Annotated in this window: 15 protein-coding genes; 12 read left to right on the top strand and 3 right to left on the bottom strand. The window is 50.3% G+C overall.

Annotated features, from left to right (window positions below):
- Positions 1–272: 272 nt before the first annotated feature.
- The 12 genes from ACJJIW_RS05135 (at position 273) to ACJJIW_RS05080 (ending at position 12,648) form a co-directional block, all read left to right on the top strand.
- Positions 273–2,240, top strand: a complete 1,968-nt coding sequence (locus tag ACJJIW_RS05135) for a dynamin family protein (protein ID WP_444936826.1) — start codon at positions 273–275, stop codon at positions 2,238–2,240.
- 137 nt (positions 2,241–2,377) lie between these two features.
- Positions 2,378–3,562, top strand: a complete 1,185-nt coding sequence (gene metX, locus ACJJIW_RS05130; RefSeq protein ID WP_444937351.1) for a homoserine O-succinyltransferase MetX — start codon at positions 2,378–2,380, stop codon at positions 3,560–3,562.
- Positions 3,562–4,152 (top strand): methionine biosynthesis protein MetW, encoded by a 591-nt coding sequence (gene metW / locus ACJJIW_RS05125; protein ID WP_444936825.1) that lies wholly within the window; start codon positions 3,562–3,564, stop codon positions 4,150–4,152. Before metX ends, metW begins: the two co-directional genes overlap by 1 nt.
- Before the next feature lie 140 nt (positions 4,153–4,292).
- The gene (locus ACJJIW_RS05120; RefSeq protein ID WP_413664060.1) at positions 4,293–4,742 is read left to right on the top strand and encodes a DUF4426 domain-containing protein; all 450 of its coding nucleotides are present in this window, start codon (positions 4,293–4,295) and stop codon (positions 4,740–4,742) included.
- A 92-nt stretch (positions 4,743–4,834) separates the two neighbouring features.
- Positions 4,835–5,452 carry an RdgB/HAM1 family non-canonical purine NTP pyrophosphatase gene (gene rdgB, locus ACJJIW_RS05115; protein ID WP_444936824.1) on the top strand — a complete coding sequence of 206 codons (618 nt, stop codon included), beginning with the start codon at positions 4,835–4,837 and terminating at the stop codon, positions 5,450–5,452.
- Complete coding sequence (gene hemW / locus ACJJIW_RS05110) at positions 5,445–6,659, top strand: radical SAM family heme chaperone HemW (protein ID WP_444936823.1); 1,215 nt, start codon at positions 5,445–5,447, stop codon at positions 6,657–6,659. Before rdgB ends, hemW begins: the two co-directional genes overlap by 8 nt.
- Positions 6,660–6,806: 147 nt before the next feature.
- Positions 6,807–7,136, top strand: a complete 330-nt coding sequence (gene trxA, locus ACJJIW_RS05105; protein ID WP_282930316.1) for a thioredoxin TrxA — start codon at positions 6,807–6,809, stop codon at positions 7,134–7,136.
- 365 nt (positions 7,137–7,501) lie between these two features.
- Positions 7,502–8,761, top strand: a complete 1,260-nt coding sequence (gene rho / locus ACJJIW_RS05100) for a transcription termination factor Rho (protein ID WP_108731406.1) — start codon at positions 7,502–7,504, stop codon at positions 8,759–8,761.
- Between the two features lie 275 nt (positions 8,762–9,036).
- Entirely contained in the window at positions 9,037–9,306 is a 270-nt protein-coding gene (gene rbp, locus ACJJIW_RS05095) for an RNA-binding regulator (protein ID WP_020413665.1), read from the top strand.
- A gap of 156 nt (positions 9,307–9,462) precedes the next feature.
- On the top strand, positions 9,463–10,929 hold the full coding sequence (ubiD, locus tag ACJJIW_RS05090) for a 4-hydroxy-3-polyprenylbenzoate decarboxylase (RefSeq protein ID WP_444936822.1): 1,467 nt from the start codon (positions 9,463–9,465) through the stop codon (positions 10,927–10,929).
- Between the two features lie 578 nt (positions 10,930–11,507).
- Complete coding sequence (locus ACJJIW_RS05085; protein ID WP_444936821.1) at positions 11,508–12,011, top strand: hypothetical protein; 504 nt, start codon at positions 11,508–11,510, stop codon at positions 12,009–12,011.
- Positions 12,012–12,318: 307 nt separating this feature from the next.
- On the top strand, positions 12,319–12,648 hold the full coding sequence (locus tag ACJJIW_RS05080; protein WP_413664065.1) for a hypothetical protein: 330 nt from the start codon (positions 12,319–12,321) through the stop codon (positions 12,646–12,648).
- A gap of 196 nt (positions 12,649–12,844) precedes the next feature.
- Here the strand turns inward: ACJJIW_RS05080 and ACJJIW_RS05075 are convergent, their stop codons facing one another.
- The 3 genes from ACJJIW_RS05075 to ACJJIW_RS05065 form a co-directional block, all read right to left on the bottom strand.
- Entirely contained in the window at positions 12,845–13,873 is a 1,029-nt protein-coding gene (locus ACJJIW_RS05075) for an alpha/beta fold hydrolase (RefSeq protein ID WP_444936820.1), read from the bottom strand.
- A gap of 88 nt (positions 13,874–13,961) precedes the next feature.
- Positions 13,962–15,212 carry a heme biosynthesis HemY N-terminal domain-containing protein gene (locus ACJJIW_RS05070; protein WP_444936819.1) on the bottom strand — a complete coding sequence of 417 codons (1,251 nt, stop codon included), beginning with the start codon at positions 15,210–15,212 and terminating at the stop codon, positions 13,962–13,964.
- Positions 15,209–16,540, bottom strand: a complete 1,332-nt coding sequence (locus ACJJIW_RS05065; protein WP_444936818.1) for a uroporphyrinogen-III C-methyltransferase — start codon at positions 16,538–16,540, stop codon at positions 15,209–15,211. The genes ACJJIW_RS05070 and ACJJIW_RS05065 overlap by 4 nt, the downstream gene beginning before the upstream one ends.
- Positions 16,541–16,624: the final 84 nt, after the last annotated feature.

Below are 16,624 nucleotides of genomic sequence, written 5' to 3'. Positions count from 1 at the left end.
CTGTACCACCCAACAATATCTTTGCAGCCTCAACCTACTCTCGGTTCGGGGCTTGCCCGCCGGTCCACACTTTGCATTACGCCCCCTCGAAAGGCTCAGATATTCCTGTGGGGCCGCTTCTAAATTGTGACCGGCTGAACATTTCTTCACCTACGCACACTGGATCGCACCTGGCGCGATGTTAGACTCTAATACTATCAATTGACGGCCCTTTCCCTCGTCTTAGGGGGCGGCCGGTAGTCATTGGGTCTCAATAAAAAGAACATCGTGAAATGGAAGACGCACATTTACGCCAGCATATTTCCGACTACGACCGTTGGAAAAAAAATCTCGATCGCCAATTTGCCCACTTCAGTCAATGGCTAGAGCAGCACTTTTCCAACTCTGCAGGTGCTTGCCAGGTTGTACAACAGGCTCGCGCCTTGCTCGCCGACGACCAGTTTACCCTGGTTTTGGTCGGGGAGTTTTCACGTGGGAAAACGGAGTTGCTCAACGCGCTGCTGTCGCAAACTTACGGCCAGCGTTTACTTCCCTCACGACCCGGGCGTACGACGATGTGCCCAACCGAAATATTCAGTGATGGTGGTGAACGGGCTAGCTTGCGGCTACTCCCAATTGAGACCCTGGCAACAAATACCAGTCTCGAAAGTTTCCGTCGAATACCGCAAAAGTGGGTAACTCACGAGTTTGATGCCAATGATCCAGAGGCGACCAGGGAGACTTTGTTAAAGGTTGCCTCAACCAAGTCAGTAATGCCGGAAGAGGCGGCCCGCTACGGTTTTGACCGCCGCCATCTGGATGGCAAAGGGAATCTTGTCGAAATCCCAGCATGGCGTTTTGCTCTGATTTGCTTGCCGCATCCATTGTTAGATCAAGGTTTGCGTATTATCGACACTCCCGGGCTGAATGCCCTCGGCAATGAGCCGGAACTCACTTTGAGCACTTTACCTGGTGCTCAGGCTGTTGCCTTCTTGTTGGCCGCTGATGCGGGCGTAAGTGGCACTGATATGAGCATGTGGGAGACTCACCTGGCACCGTTGCAGGAGCATCGCGGAACTTCTGTGATGGCACTGCTAAACAAGATGGATGTGCTATGGGATGACCCCGAAGAGGACGCTGAGTTACTGTTGCGCCGCATGCGTGCAGAAGTAGCCCGTCTCCTCTCCCTGCCGCAAGAAAGTGTTGCAGGGGTATCTGCAAAGATGGCCCTGCTGGGGCGACAGCAACGAGATGCGGATTTGATCCGAAACAGCCGCTTTGGTGAGTTTGAGCGGATGTTGGTGCAGCGTCTGTTAGAGCATCGTCATAAAATGGCAGAACACCGCTCACTACATCAAGCGCTTACCTTGATGGCTGATACCCGCGATCTACTCAAGCGTCGCTTAAATAGTGGGCGTGCGGCACTAGCTCACTTACAGCGTAACAGTGGTAATACTTCTGAACAGCTTGCAGAGTTAGAGCAGCTGCAGGTGACTGTTCGTGAACAACATAAGCTTTGCCATCAGGAGTTGCTGACACTTAAGTCGAGCCAGAGAATGCTCTCTAGACAGAGTGCATCGCTGTTGACGCCGATTTCCAGGCAGCAGTTGCAGGCGCTGATTGACGATACCCTGGCTACTCTCAATCGCCGTTGGACGCCCATGGGAATGGCCAAGGCTATTGATACCTTTATGGAGGGAGTGGATCACCAACTCTCCAATCTTGAGCGGGAAGTGGATCAGGCTAATCGCTTGCTCGACGCTGTTTTCGAGCGCTCCAGTTTAAAGAAAGTGGATGATGCCGAGCAGTATTTCACCATTCGCAAATTCCGCTTTGCGTTGCGCGGGTTGCATCGCCAGGCCGCACAGCTGAGGCGGTCTCCGCAGTTACTACTGGCGCGTCGCAATCGTCTCAGTGAGCGCTTTATTACTACGCTTGCCAGCGAAGTGGGTAGGCTTTACGACGAAATGAGTAACAATGCTGAGAGCTGGCTGGAGCAGGCTCTCGAACCCCTCAAGCAGCACGCGCAATACCAGAAGCAATTACTTAATCGCCATCTGATTAAGCTTACCGAGTTAAAGCAGAAAACTCGCAGCCGCCGTACTGATCTTCGAACACTGGAGGATGAGGTTCAACGAAATGATAAGGCGCTGGTGGCGCTAGAGGATCTACTGCGGCACAACAGTTCAGCGCCACAGCCTGTTGCACCGGCGCCGCGTGCGCACAATGTTACGCCTTTGAAAGCCTCCCAAATCACTTGAACCGGGTACTAATTGATATTGGTTCTGGCTGGCATTTGTTATAAGTTGCAGTGATCTTATTCACTGACTGCTTCGGCAATTTGCCAGGCAGCACCTATCAACCTGACAGATACAGTGCCTTGTCAACGGAAAATCCTATCGCTTCTGCGGAAGCCCAAACCGCAACTACCGGTGACCCAGGCTCCGTGGGCCTTGTTGAGCCTAAAAGCCATCACTTTAGTGAACCGCTGGAATTGGCCTGTGGCCGAGTACTGAAAAATTACACTCTGGTTTATGAGACTTACGGTGAACTCAATAGGGAAAAGACTAACGCAGTTCTGATTTGCCATGCCCTGTCTGGGCACCATCATGCTGCGGGACGACATAGTGCTGACGATAAGCGCCCGGGATGGTGGGACCACTATATCGGTCCGGGTAAGCCGATAGATACTAATCATTTCTTTGTGGTGTCCGTTAATAATCTCGGCGGTTGCCACGGATCTACCGGCCCCGTATCCATCAACCCGGATACCGGCACTACCTGGGGGCCGGATTTTCCATCACTGCGTGTCCGCGACTGGGTCCACAGCCAAGCGCGTCTGGCGGATATGCTAGGCATTCGACAGTGGGCGGCGGTTGTTGGCGGCAGTCTCGGTGGAATGCAGGCAATGCGCTGGTCACTGGAATACCCTGAGCGCCTGCGTAATTGCGTGGTGATTGCCTCTGCCATGAAGTTATCTGCACAGAATATCGCGTTTAATGAGACCGCACGCCAGGCGATAACATCCGATCCGGACTTTTGCGATGGGCACTACCTCCAACAGGATAAGTTACCCCGCAGAGGCCTGGCCGTCGCGCGTATGATCGGACATATCACTTATTTATCCGACGACGGGTTGGGGCGCAAGTTTGGTCGAGAATTGCGCAGCGGCAGCTTTCAACAGGGGTCGGATGAAGAGGTGGAGTTTCAGATACAGAGCTATCTGCGCTACCAGGGAGCCAGTTTTTCCACCACCTTCGACCCCAATACTTACATTCTGATGACTCGAGCGCTGGATTTCTTCGACTTAGCTCGGGAATATGGGGATGACCCGGTAGAGGCCTTCTCCCATGCCAAGTGCCGGTTTTTATTGGTGTCATTTACTTCTGATTGGCGCTTTGCGCCGGAGCGCTCGAGGGAAATCGCCGATGCCCTGATGCACGCGGATATTCCAGTCAGCTATGCCGAAGTAGAGTCAGCAATGGGACACGATGCCTTCCTGCTGCCTAATGGTCGTTATGAAGGTGTATTTCGTGCCTATATGCAGAGAGTTGTGGCAGAAATTGCTGAGGAGGTGTACTGATGCGGATAGATTTGGATGTGATCCAGGAATGGATCGCTCCCCACAGCCGGGTTCTCGACCTTGGCTGTGGCGATGGTGCACTGCTCGATCAGCTGGGGAGAAATAAAAATGTGAAAGGCTATGGCCTGGAGATTGATCCCGAGCAAATAGAGCGATGTGTGGCCCGTGGGGTCAATGTTGTCGAGCAAAATCTGAATACAGGGCTGGGAAATTTTGCTGATGGCAGCTTTGATGCTGTGGTGATGACCCAGGCACTGCAAACCTTGAGTCAGCCTCATTTAGTGGTAGAGGAAATGCTCCGGGTTGGGCGGGATTGCATTATTACATTTCCCAATTTTGGGCAGTGGAGGGCCCGCTGGCACCTCGCATTCTCCGGGCGCATGCCAGTATCCGACTTATTGCCATACGAATGGTATGACACTCCCAATATTCACTTTTGTACTTTTACAGACTTTGAAGTGTTATGCCGGGAAAATGGCTGGGCGATTCTGCATCGGCAAGTGGTTTCTGAGTCCATGGTTGGGCGGGCATTCAAAGACTTTTTACCAAATTTGTTTGGTGAGACAGCCATCTATCACCTAACTCGCTAAACTAAGATTTGCGCCAGCTCTTTTGTGGAGGACTTTGGCGCGATAAATAGATCGAGAAAGGCACTCCTGAGAGGGCCTGACTGGAATTGACCACCAAACCTGCCGGGAGAGGTGGCGCCTATAACAACTGGAGGTGGAGCGTGAAACGCATCCTTACCCTGGCTGCTTCTGTGGCCTTGCTATTTTTATCTGTCGGCGCTGCCGCGCAAGAAGCGCGTACGATTAAGAACTACGCTGATTTTGGCGACTATCGAGTAGTCTATTCAGTGTTCAATAGCGATTTTATCCAGCCGGATATCGCCCGTCAGTACCAGTTGGCTCGAGCAAAAGATCGGGCCTATGTAAATGTCTCTGTCGTCAAGAAAGAGGGCGGAACTCATGGCCTCAGCGCTGAGATGTCTGGTACAGCTACCAACCTGATCCAGCAGTCAAGACCACTTAAGTTCAAAGAAATTCGGGAAGGGGATGCTGTTTACTATCTCGCGCCCCTGCGTTTTGAGGATGAGGAAACCCTTACTTTTAACGTAGATATTAAGCTGCCCAATGGTAAAAGTGAGACGATCACTTTCCGTCGCAGACTGAACCGATAGATATCTGCCAAGGTTCCGTTGGCTGAGAGCTGGTCGAAACCCCTTCTTAAAGATTCACCGCGGGCCGAGGCCCGCTTTTTGTTTGAAGCAATATGGTAAATAAAATTGTTCTTGCTAGCGGTAATGCCGGCAAACTTCGTGAGTTTTCACAGCTGTTCGCCTCATGGGATATACAGGTTCTTCCTCAATCTGAATTTGGGGTGAGTGACGCTGATGAGACCGGATTGAGCTTTATTGAGAATGCTTTGATTAAGGCCCGCCACGCCAGCCGTATCAGTGGCCTGCCGGCATTAGCCGATGACTCCGGGCTGTCGGTAGATGCATTGAGTGGTGCGCCGGGAATTTACTCTGCACGCTACTCAGGTGCCGGGGCGACTGATGAAAAAAACAATGCGAAGTTATTGGAGGCCATGGTTGATGTTGAATCTAAGCATCGCACTGCCAGTTTCCACTGCGCGCTGGCTTTTGTGCGGCAATGGGATGACCCGGTGCCTTTGGTCTCTAGTGCAAAGTGGAGCGGGACAATTTTGCGGGAGCCGGCGGGAGAGCAGGGTTTTGGTTATGACCCGCTGTTCTTTGTTGAATCTGAGGGAATGACCTCCGCTGAACTGCCGAGAGACTTGAAGAATCGACTGAGCCACAGGGCCCAGGCTATGTCTCAATTTGAGCTTTTATGGCAGCAAAATATGCAGGGTGCCGACCTTGCTTGATCAGATTGCTGAATTACAGCTGCCACCGCTGAGCCTGTATATCCATATCCCCTGGTGTGTGCGCAAATGTCCCTACTGTGATTTCAACTCCCACCAGGCTGATAGAGACCGGGCTAATTCGGACTACGCCCTACCGGAATCCGAGTATGTGGCGCAGTTGCGCCTGGATCTGATCAGCCAGTTGCCCTGGGTGCAGGGGCGAAAATTGCAGTCCATCTTTTTTGGTGGTGGTACGCCGAGCCTGTTCTCCCCCCAAGCAATTGGGCAGATCCTGGAGGCTGCTGAGCAGGTGGTGGGTTTTGCTGAGGGGGTCGAGATAACCCTGGAGGCCAACCCCGGCACTTTTGAACAAGCCAAGTTCACTGGCTATCGATCTGCTGGAGTTAATCGTCTTTCTATTGGAGTGCAAAGCTTCGATTCCAATCAGCTACAACAGTTGGGACGTATTCACAGCGGAGAAGAGGCCGAAGGTGCCCTGGCAATGGCGCGTCGTGCGGGCTTTGACAATATTAACCTCGACCTGATGCACGGATTGCCCAATCAGACCGAGGTGGAAGCCCTTGGCGATTTGCGCCGAGCAATTTCCTTGGCTCCAGAGCATATTTCCTGGTACCAATTAACGATTGAGCCAAATACTGCATTCTACAGTGCGCCACCAGTCACCCCCGGCTCCCAGCTGATCGCCAGTATGCAGGGCAGCGGACGCGAACTACTGGCGTCCGAGGGCTATCGTCGTTACGAGGTGTCGGCTTATAGCAAACCCGAACTTGAATCCCGCCATAATATTAATTATTGGTCATTCGGAGATTATCTGGGGATTGGTGCCGGTGCTCATGGCAAGGTAACCCTAGCTGAAACTGGGCAAATTCTGCGCAGTCGTCGCACACGCACTCCGAGGGACTACTTGTCTATCTCCAGGCAACATCCCGAGCTGCTGCATAGTGCCTTGTCTGAACCCCATACTGACAGGGTTGAGAATGAGGATTTGCCACTGGAGTTTCTTATGAATGCCCTTCGCCTGGCGGATGGTGTTCCCAGTGATACTTTCACCCGCTACACCGGATTGCCGATGTCCGAGCTGCAAAAACAATGGCCTACCCTGATGGCAATGGAGCTTGTAGAGCGTCTGGATAAGCGGATTGCTGCCACGGCTTTTGGCTTTGACTATATCGATGAGATTTTGCAGCGCTTCCTGGAGCAGGCGTAAGTCTGTGGCAGGAAAGACTTGAAATCCCATTTTGCGCCCCAATTTTGAGGGCAATGGTGCATCGCAGCTGTATAACCACCGCTGTGACCGTGAGAAGATGCGTTGGCGGTGCCCACGCATCGAGTAACTAAAGAACAGGAATGCAATATGAGCGAGCACTCAATCGTCAACGTATCTGACGCTGAATTCGAAGCAGAAGTTCTCAAAGCTGAAGGCCCGGTGTTGGTAGATTTTTGGGCACAGTGGTGCGGTCCGTGCAAGATGATCGCTCCAGTGCTGGAAGACCTCGCAGGCCACTACGGCGATAAGTTGAAGATCGTAAAAGTAGACGTTGATGCGAATAAAGAGAGCCCGGCCAAATACAATGTCCGTGGTATCCCCACGCTGCTGCTGTTCAAAGGCGGCAATGTCGAAGGCACTAAAGTCGGCGCACTGTCCCGCGCACAGCTGACTGAGTTTATCGACGGTCAGCTGTAAGACTGTCGTTTCCATCCTGCAAAGGGGGTAAATTTCTTTGCAGGATTGGAAACACCCGTTATACTGGCTGTAATTCTGAAATAGTTCAGCGGTCTTGAATTAAATGAGACGAGCTGACAAAACGCCCCTCCACAGGGTCCCTGACCATCCCCGGCGCGTATACTCCTCGAGTTGAACTTGTTCTGATAATGCTCCATAAATTGATTATGGAGAGCAAAAGTTTACTGAGTACTGTGGTCTTGGTAGGAAAAGGTACCTAGGTGTATCGGGTAAATAAACGAGCTAATCTCTAATATCAAACCCCTCCTCAAAATTTCAGGCGTGTCCGCGCCATATGACAACAGAAACATTAATAAGCAATTGGTATGAATCTCTCCGAATTAAAAACCAAACCCATTGAAGAGTTGATTGAAATAGCCAAAGGCATGGGCCTTGAAAACCTGGCCCGTTCGCGCAAGCAGGATATTATTTTCAATATCCTCAAGCGCCACGCCAAAAGCGGTGAAGATATTTATGGCGACGGCGTATTAGAAATCCTTCAAGATGGTTTTGGATTTTTGCGTTCTGCTGACTCCTCTTATCTTGCGGGACCGGATGATATATATGTATCTCCAAGTCAGATTCGCCGATTTAATTTACGTACGGGTGACTCAATTTCCGGAAAGATTCGCCCACCGAAAGAAGGTGAAAGATATTTTGCCTTATTAAAAGTTAACGAAATTAATTTTGACAAACCGGAAAACGCACGTAACAAAATTCTTTTCGAAAACCTCACTCCTCTATTCCCCAACGATCGCCTCACCCTCGAGTGCGGAAACGGCTCCTCCGAAGACCTGATTGGTCGTATTATTGATCTTGTAGCTCCAATCGGGAAAGGCCAGCGCGGCTTGATTGTTGCGCCGCCGAAGGCCGGTAAAACGATTATGTTGCAAAATATGGCACAGGCCATTACGCGCAATAATCCAGAGTGCCATTTGATCGTACTGCTGATTGACGAGCGTCCTGAGGAAGTGACAGAAATGCAGCGCTCCGTGCGCGGTGAAGTTGTTGCCTCTACTTTTGATGAGCCGCCGGCACGTCACGTACAAGTTGCGGAAATGGTAATTGAAAAAGCCAAGCGCCTGGTTGAGCACAAGAAAGATGTGGTTATCTTGCTCGACTCTATCACCCGCCTGGCTCGCGCTTACAACACAACAGTTCCTAGCTCCGGTAAAGTATTAACCGGTGGTGTTGATGCTCACGCCTTAGAGCGCCCGAAGCGCTTCTTTGGGGCAGCGCGAAATATTGAAGAAGGCGGAAGTCTGTCTATTATTGCTACTGCACTTATCGATACCGGCTCGAAAATGGACGAAGTGATTTTCGAGGAATTTAAAGGTACCGGTAATATGGAATTGCAGCTGGATCGCAAAATTGCTGAAAAACGCGTATATCCGGCCATTAATGTGCGCAGATCCGGCACTCGCCGGGAAGAGCTGTTAATGCCTGAGGGCGAGCTGCAGCGAGTGTGGATTTTGCGTAAGCTGTTACACGATATGGAAGATGTTGCATCGACTGAATTCCTAGTGGATAAATTGAAAGATTTCAAGACAAATGACGAATTCTTCCTATCCATGAAACGGAAATAATTTTTGTATATAAAGTAGCGCCTAAAAAGGCGCTCTTTATTTATTAGGAGCAGAATAAGACGATTAATTGCGTCTATTACTGTTGAAAAGGCGAGCCATTAGGCATATAAAGTTCCACATTGTGGCGCTTGATATGGATTTTAGGCAACGCGCCTTACTGAATTGGCCCAGGGGTTTATTTCTCCGCAAAGGGCCAATCTCAAATGGTTAATCTGGTGGAGCTGGTTATCCATTTGTGACTGCACGACAGCCCACACACCTAGTGAGAACCTTTTGTGAATATCTATATTGGAAATCTGGCCTACGCGGTAACCTCTGACGACCTGCACGAAGCTTTTGGTGCATTCGGAGAGATCTCTCGGGCTACTGTTATCACCGACCGTGAGACTGGCCGCTCTAAAGGCTTCGGTTTCGTAGAAATGCCTAACGACGATGAAGCGCGCAAAGCTATCGAAGAGATGAACGACCAACCGCTGTCTGGCCGTAACATCCGCGTTAACGAAGCTAAGCCTCGCGAAGATCGTCCGCGTCGCCCCCGCTTCTAAGCTGTAAAAAGCTTATTATTTCCGCGGCTCGCAGCCTAGGCTTGCGAGCCGCGACTCCCTCCCGCCTCTCTCTTCATTCCAGTTGGTGTGTTGTTACCCATCCTGCGCCTTCTGTTTTACACTGCGCTCTGGTTTATAGTCACGCCTTGTTAGCCCATGAAATATAAAGATCTACGCGACTTTATTAAGTTGCTGGAAAAGCGCGGCCTACTAAAACGAATCAAGCACCCTGTTGACCCCATTTTGGAAATGACAGAAATTTCCGATCGCGTATTGCGAGCTGAGGGGCCTGCATTGTTGTTTGAGAACCCGGTAGGCTTTGAGACCCCAGTTCTTGCCAATCTTTTCGGAACACCAGAGCGAGTCGCCCTGGGGATGGGAAGAGAGAGTGTTGCCGAACTGCGTGAAGTGGGAGAACTGCTGGCTTTTCTCAAGGAGCCGCAGCCACCGGAAAATCTCCGCGATGCCTGGGAGAAGTTGCCGGTCTTTAAGCAGGTCCTGAATATGGGGCCAAAAGTCGTAAAGGGTGCAGCTTGCCAACAGGTAGTCCTTGAGAGGGATCAGGTTGATCTGCATCAGCTGCCAATCCAAACCTGCTGGCCGGGAGATGCCGCTCCGCTGGTCACTTGGCCCTTAGTAATTACCCGAGGGCCTGAGAAGAAACGACAAAATCTGGGCATATACCGGATGCAATTAATCGGAAAGAACCGCCTGATTATGCGTTGGCTCAGTCATCGCGGGGGGGCGCTGGATTATCGGGACTGGTGCAAGAAGCATCCCGGTGAACCCTATCCGGTAGCTGTTGCCCTGGGTGCCGATCCCGCCACAATTCTGGGGGCCGTTACCCCAGTGCCGGATACTTTGTCTGAGTATGCCTTTGCCGGCCTGTTGCGGGGGGATAAGACAGAAGTGACCGATGCCTTTCTCAGTGATCTTCAGGTGCCTGCCAGTGCCGAATATGTTCTGGAAGGCTTTATCTATCCCGATGATATGGCTGATGAGGGGCCCTATGGAGACCACACCGGTTACTACAACGAAGTGGACAGCTTCCCTGTATTTACGGTAGAGAAGATTACGCACCGTAAAAACCCCATTTACCACAGCACCTATACCGGGCGTCCACCGGATGAACCTGCGATTTTAGGAGAGGCTTTAAACGAGGTTTTTGTGCCAATCCTACAAAAGCAATTTCCTGAAATTGTCGACTTCTATTTGCCGCCGGAGGGATGCTCTTACCGTCTCGCCGTGGTCACCATGAAGAAGCAGTATGCGGGTCATGCCAAGCGGGTAATGATGGGTGTTTGGTCCTTCCTGCGTCAGTTTATGTACACCAAATTTGTTATTGTCGCTGACGAAGACGTCAATGCCAGGGATTGGAAAGATGTAATCTGGGCGATGACCACACGTATGGACCCGGCGCGGGATACGGTGATGGTAGAAAATACTCCGATTGATTATTTGGATTTTGCTTCACCGGTCTCCGGTTTAGGCTCAAAAATAGGTTTTGATGCGACTAATAAATGGGAAGGTGAAACTAATCGTGAGTGGGGTGTACCTATTGAGCGCGACCCGAATGTGGTTAAAAAGATTGATGAAATATGGTCTAAATTGGGTCTCGAATAAGCACGGCGTTATATTCTCAGTACTCCCGTCCGAATAAGCGCCTCTGGTGGCGCTCAGTACAGTGACCGCTTAGCGGTCACTCTTTATTTTTCCTCTTTCTCTACATATATAATTTTTATTGCTGGCGTCGCAGTCAGGTATGGGCTCGACCGTGGCTCTGAATTAACTATAAGGAATACTTTAATGAGGAGAATTTATTTAGTACGCCTGATAGAGATAGCTGTTTTCGTATTTTGGTATTACTACCAAGTGAGCAGGAATAAAATACTGGAAATAATAATATCGAAGAGTTTATATCTGTAGTTATTTGGTATGCAGCCATACCTTGAATAGCCATTGCCAGAATAAAAGTGTGGGGGCTAATCCGAGCGTATTTGTCGCCATTTATTTTTGAATTGGAAATTAAATATAGTTTATCTTCTTGATGAGCAGAGATATGGATATTATGTCGGCCAATGCGATGAAGCGTGTTGCTATTCGTCTCATTAAAATATAAAAAAACAACTGTGGAATAACCACTCCTGAAATTTCTATTTTGAGGGGGCTTGTTGTGTGTTTTTCTAAGGTTGGACGGGAATATGATAGGAAATTTATCAAAACTAGTAGTTCTATTTTTGGGGATAGCAATATTTCAGCCTGTGATTGCCAGCCAGGATAATGATGCAGAGGCAATTTTTGAGAAGATCAAAGGGCTAGCTGGAGAGTGGAGAGAGGAAGGAGCGGAAAATGACGATTTTGTTATTAGTTTTACCGGTACAGCTGGGGGAAGTGTAGTACTGGAAAGTTGGCTCTATAACGGGCGCCAACATTCCCTGACGGTCTACCACTTGGATAATGATAATTTAATAGTGACGCACTATTGTCCCCAGGGTAATCAGCCCAGGCTAAGTTGGCAAAAAAATAGTGCTGAAAATAGTTTGGCATTCTCTTTCAAGGATGTAACTAATTTTACTTTGGACAGTAAGAGTCGTCTGGATAGTCTCACTTTGACCTGGTTAGGTAACGGCAAGTTACAGCGGGAAGAGACTTACTTGAAGAACGGGCAGCAGTTACCCTCATCCCTGACCTTGGTACGTAAATAAGCTGCCAAATCGTTATTAACTGATAGTTTAGATGTATTATTTCTCAAAGCTGGAGCGAAATTCGCGCCAGCTTTTTTATTTGTGAACTTTATTGTGGTTTTGGTTTATATAAGTATGATTCGCGACTGAATTTGCATGCTGCTGCCAGCTTATTGGCATAGGGTGACAGTGCGCGCTATGCCCGGGTTGTGTTTTTGCGTATGACGACATGCTGCATTGAAAACAAGTGGATATCTAATTCCTGGAGTTGGGAAACGGTAGAAGTTGGAAGTGAGTAAATAACTAAAATTAAATGGAGAGGTAACAAATGGAATTAATTATTTTTGTAATTATTATGGTGGCAGTTCTTGTTCTGCCTCTGAAGTTGGCAGCTGCCATGTTGGGGGCGAAAAATACGGGTGTATTTTATTGTCTTTTCGCTTTGCTATTGGCCCTAATTATTCAAAGAATTGTTGGCGGCATGTTGCCGGGTGTGACGGATAGCGCTGGAATTTTAATGACAATTCCCCTGGCTGCTATTGCCTATATGCTGGTACTTGGTACGGGTTTTTTAAAAGCTATTCTAATTGCCCTTTTACAAGGGGTAATTACTTATTTTGCCATGCTGCTTTTTGTGGGTTTGCCCTGGGCTGTTTAAAAACGAAATAAATTCTCGTAGAAAGTTTGCAAGCGGCGACTTATTGAATGTTAAATCGCCATTTGCACTATCATTGATTACTAATAGTTTCTTTGCGTACAAGCTATAACTTTCTGAAAATGGATGCTCTACACATCAATCTCCGTGCCAATGATATGTTTCCTAGATTGGGTTTATACTGGGCAGGCTGTAGGTCCTACTTTCCAATAGGAGCCGCAAGAAATTTACTTAAAACATCAATATAAGTTGGAAAGGCTTCGAACTGGGGTAAATGTCCAACCCCCTCCATCTCAACTAATTCGGCTTTGGGGATTTCTGCTGCTGTACGCTTGCCCAATTGATCGTAACGCCCTAACTTTTCTTGTACAGCTTCAGGCGCGCGGGCGCGGCCAATAGCTGTGCGATCTCGGGTACCTATAATCAGTAGGGTGGGCACCTTGATATTGGCAAACTCATAAAGTACCGGTTGAGTGAATACCATTTCGGAGGTTAGGGCATCCACGGTTGCCATATGAGCCGCATCGGGTCCCAGGGTCCAGCCAGCTTGAATATCCAGTAGAGGGTTATATTCTTCGCGCCACTGCTCAGAAAAGTAGGCTTTACTCATGTAGCGTTTGATAGATTCTGGAGTTTGCTTTTTCTCGCGAGCAATGGCTTGGTCCAAAGGTTCATAGGGAACCCATCGCTTCCAGTCTTCAAGGCCTATAGGATTTACAAGTGCTAACTTTTTGACTCGCTCCGGGTACATCAGGGTAAACCGGGTAGCCAGCATACCTCCCATAGAGTGCCCAACTACAATAACCTCTCTTATTTTCAATTTATCCAATAAAACCTTGGTATTGTTGCTAAGCCCCTGAAAAGTATATTGGGTAAGCGGTTTACTGGATTTTCCGAAACCGATCTGGTCCGGTGCTATAACCCGGTACCCTAGCTGACTGAGTTGGGAGATAGTCTCCTTCCAGTAGGCCGCCGAAAAATTCTTTCCGTGCAACAGGAGTACCGTTCCTCTTGCATTTTTACCCTCTGCAGGCGGTACATCCATAAAGGTCATTGCCAGTGGCTGCCCCTGTTGTTCGAAATGAAAGTGATGAACTGGATAGGGATATTCGTAATCAGTTAAGGCTTTATCTTGAGGCGTTATTGAATATTCAGCAGATGCATGGCCGGTAAAAAACACACTGGCGGTAAAAAGTAAGGCAACTATGTAGCGCACAAAGAGGGTCACAGCCGTGTCCTTATTGGTAAACGGGAGTTCACTATAGGCGCAATTGGGGGGTGGCTGAAAGGCCCGTCGGCCTTTCAGGGGGGATGGCTCAGGCGTGTGCGCCCAGTAGGGGAGTGCCTTGGCTGGGCATAGGCAACTGGGGCAGGTCCTTGACTGCTTGTAGCAAACCTTCCTCATAGAGTTTTGCTGCTTTGTCTTTTTCCCCAAGGGATTGAAATAAGCGAGCCAGTTCAGCGGAGGTAGCGGGATCTTGGCGCAACAATAGGCTTTTCTCGAAATACTGCTGCGCTTTGCCCCAAAGTTCATTGCGCATTGAGAGACGTCCGAGACAGGTTAGCAGTGCGGCACTCTCCCCATACTCTTTCAGCCAACCTTCAGCTGCTGATATTTGTGCCGCAGGGGCGGCCCCCACCAGGCAGCCGTATAGTTCGGCAAGATTGGGGTCCCAAGCTCGATTGAGTAGCCAGCGCAAATGCTTCTCTGCCTCTGTGTCTTCGCCAATTCGATGCAGTTGCTGTGCGTAGAGACTGCGCAGGGCTTCATTGCGTTGCCAGCGGCCACTCAGGCTTTGCCAGGTATCGTGTAATTTATCGATATCTTTGCGATTAGCTGCTTCGGTCAGCTGATGTTGATACACCTCGAGTTCAAGCTGGTGCAGCTCAGCTTCGGGCATGTTCGCATGTTTCTCCAATTCGGGCAGTAATGCGCGAAGACGGCTCCAGTCACCCAGAAGGTAATAAGCCTGCTTGAGAAGTTGTAACAGGGCAGGATGTTTCGGCTCGAGCTGCTTGGCGCGCTCCAGGCTGGCAATACACTGCTCGTAATGTTTATCGAGGAGCTGCATACGAGCTTGGCTTAGGGCTACAGCCAGGCGGGTATCTTCACCACAGGCCTCCGCTTTGGCGAGTAATTCATTGGCCTCCTCACGAAAGCCCAGCTCAAAGGCGCTGCGCGCTGCCGCCAAATAATTGATCAGCGGGGCTTCAGATCGAGGGGCGCTCTTCAGCAGCTGACGGCGCGCCCGGGACCAGTTGCCCTCCATAAATTCCACCAAGCCGCTGGTCAGGCGTCGGCGCGCTACACGCTGGCGACCAAATCTCAGCCGGTCGACACTACCTCGGAATCCGCGAAAGATACTGCGAGCCAGCCAAATGGCAAAGAACAGGATAATTAGGGCTGCTGCCAGCGAGAACATTGCGAACCAGAGGTTCATCTCGTAGCCTTTATTCAGCTCACCGCCAATACCGATTACCAGGTAGCCGGGATAATTGTTAATAGCCTCCGGTAGAAAAGCGCCGAGCAGCAGTAGTACCAGAGCGGTGAAGAACAGTTTTTTCACTGGTTCTCCTCCTGTTGCGAGGCAGTTGGTGTGGCGGTGCCGGATGTTTTGTGTAAGCGCTCAATATAATTGCGCAGGGCAAGCTGGGAGGCGCTGAGGTCAGGCATTTCGACCTGGATACGCTGTTTGCTAAGTTCCGTCAGTTGTTGGGCCAGCGCATCGCGCTGCGGACTGGCAGTGCCATAACTGAGTAGTAGCGACCGCGCACTATCCAGAGCGTCCCTGTAAACCGTGGTATCGCCGCGAAGCAATGCCAGTTGGGCCTGCTCCATATATAGGCGCAGAGTCTGGCGAAAGCGAGCTTCACTCTGTGGGGACAGCATTACCGGGTTGATATCTCCATCAATGGGGCGTACCGATTCGCGCATAAAGCGGGTGAAGTTGTGCCACTCCCGCTTCCACAGGGGGGCACTCTCCTCAACGCTGGGCTGCTCTTCACTGGGTTGTTGTTCTGCCGAAGCCATATCGAATCGCGGTTGAATATTTGTGCGGATTAGCTGTTCTTCCAAGGCGCTGAGACGGAGGTATAAACCCTGGCGATCGATGTTTTGGACCAGTTTCAGTGAGGTGATATCGCGGGCAAGTTGTTGGCGTACCCCGTACAGATCCGGTAAGTCCACATCGCGCAATATCTCGTCCACGCGCTCGACAAGCCCCAGCGCAGCGCGACTATCGTCTTCGAGAAGCAGGCGTTGGTTGGCTAGACGCAACAGGTAATCTGCCTCAGCCAATTGCCAATCGTCGCGGCTTACATTTCCCAGCTGACCCAAGCGGTTTTCCTGTGCGGTGACACTGCGCTGCATGGAAGCCAGTTGCTGCTGCAGTTGGGCGATAGTGCGATTTTGTCGCTCCAGGTGATTGCGTAAATTGGCATCGGCCTGCTCCAGCTGATTGAACTCCCCGGAATAATCGGGGGTTTGGGGTTCAGTTGGGGCAGGGGTAGCAGCTGGGGTTTCCGAAGTGATATTGGAGGTCGGCGCTTGGGTGGTGTTTTCAGCGGCAACCGGCACTTCCGTTGCAGGGGTAATAGTGGTGGTGCTCTCCGGGGCTGCCGTTTTTCCGGGTAGATAGTTGAGGTAAGCGCCAAGGTGTTCGCGCAGCTGAGGAGAGTTAAACCAGGCCAGTGAGGCCACAGCAATCAAAATGAGGATGAACAGTAGCCACCACCACAGCCCATTGGATCTACTGGCCGCAGCACCGCCGCTGGCTTTACCCGTAGAGGCTTTTTCCTCTGAGGCTTTGGCGAAATTACTTTTGCCTTTTACAGGCTTTGTGTTTTCCAGGGGCTCATTGGTCGCGGCTATATTTTGATCTTTTTTATCGGTCATGGGTATGGCGGCGCAGGTGGAAAATGTCGTCAGATTATAACGAGTGGCGCGAGCCTTAATAGCGGGCTAAACGCCGTTTTAAGA

Source organism: Microbulbifer maximicatervae (SeqCode), from assembly GCF_052467815.1.
Note: the sequence above shows the minus strand (reverse complement) of the source record. Positions and strands in the feature narration are given on the sequence as shown.

Excerpts from the sequence above, each read along its gene's own strand:
- ACJJIW_RS05135 (WP_444936826.1), top strand. The coding sequence starts at position 273 with ATGGAAGACGCACATTTACGCCAGCATATTTCCGACTACGACCGTTGG.
- metW (WP_444936825.1), top strand. The coding sequence starts at position 3,562 with ATGCGGATAGATTTGGATGTGATCCAGGAATGGATCGCTCCCCACAGC.
- rdgB (WP_444936824.1), top strand. The coding sequence starts at position 4,835 with ATGGTAAATAAAATTGTTCTTGCTAGCGGTAATGCCGGCAAACTTCGT.
- trxA (WP_282930316.1), top strand. The coding sequence starts at position 6,807 with ATGAGCGAGCACTCAATCGTCAACGTATCTGACGCTGAATTCGAAGCA.
- rho (WP_108731406.1), top strand. The coding sequence starts at position 7,502 with ATGAATCTCTCCGAATTAAAAACCAAACCCATTGAAGAGTTGATTGAA.
- ubiD (WP_444936822.1), top strand. The coding sequence starts at position 9,463 with ATGAAATATAAAGATCTACGCGACTTTATTAAGTTGCTGGAAAAGCGC.
- ACJJIW_RS05085 (WP_444936821.1), top strand. The coding sequence starts at position 11,508 with ATGATAGGAAATTTATCAAAACTAGTAGTTCTATTTTTGGGGATAGCA.
- ACJJIW_RS05080 (WP_413664065.1), top strand. The coding sequence starts at position 12,319 with ATGGAATTAATTATTTTTGTAATTATTATGGTGGCAGTTCTTGTTCTG.
- ACJJIW_RS05065 (WP_444936818.1), bottom strand. The coding sequence starts at position 16,540 with ATGACCGATAAAAAAGATCAAAATATAGCCGCGACCAATGAGCCCCTG.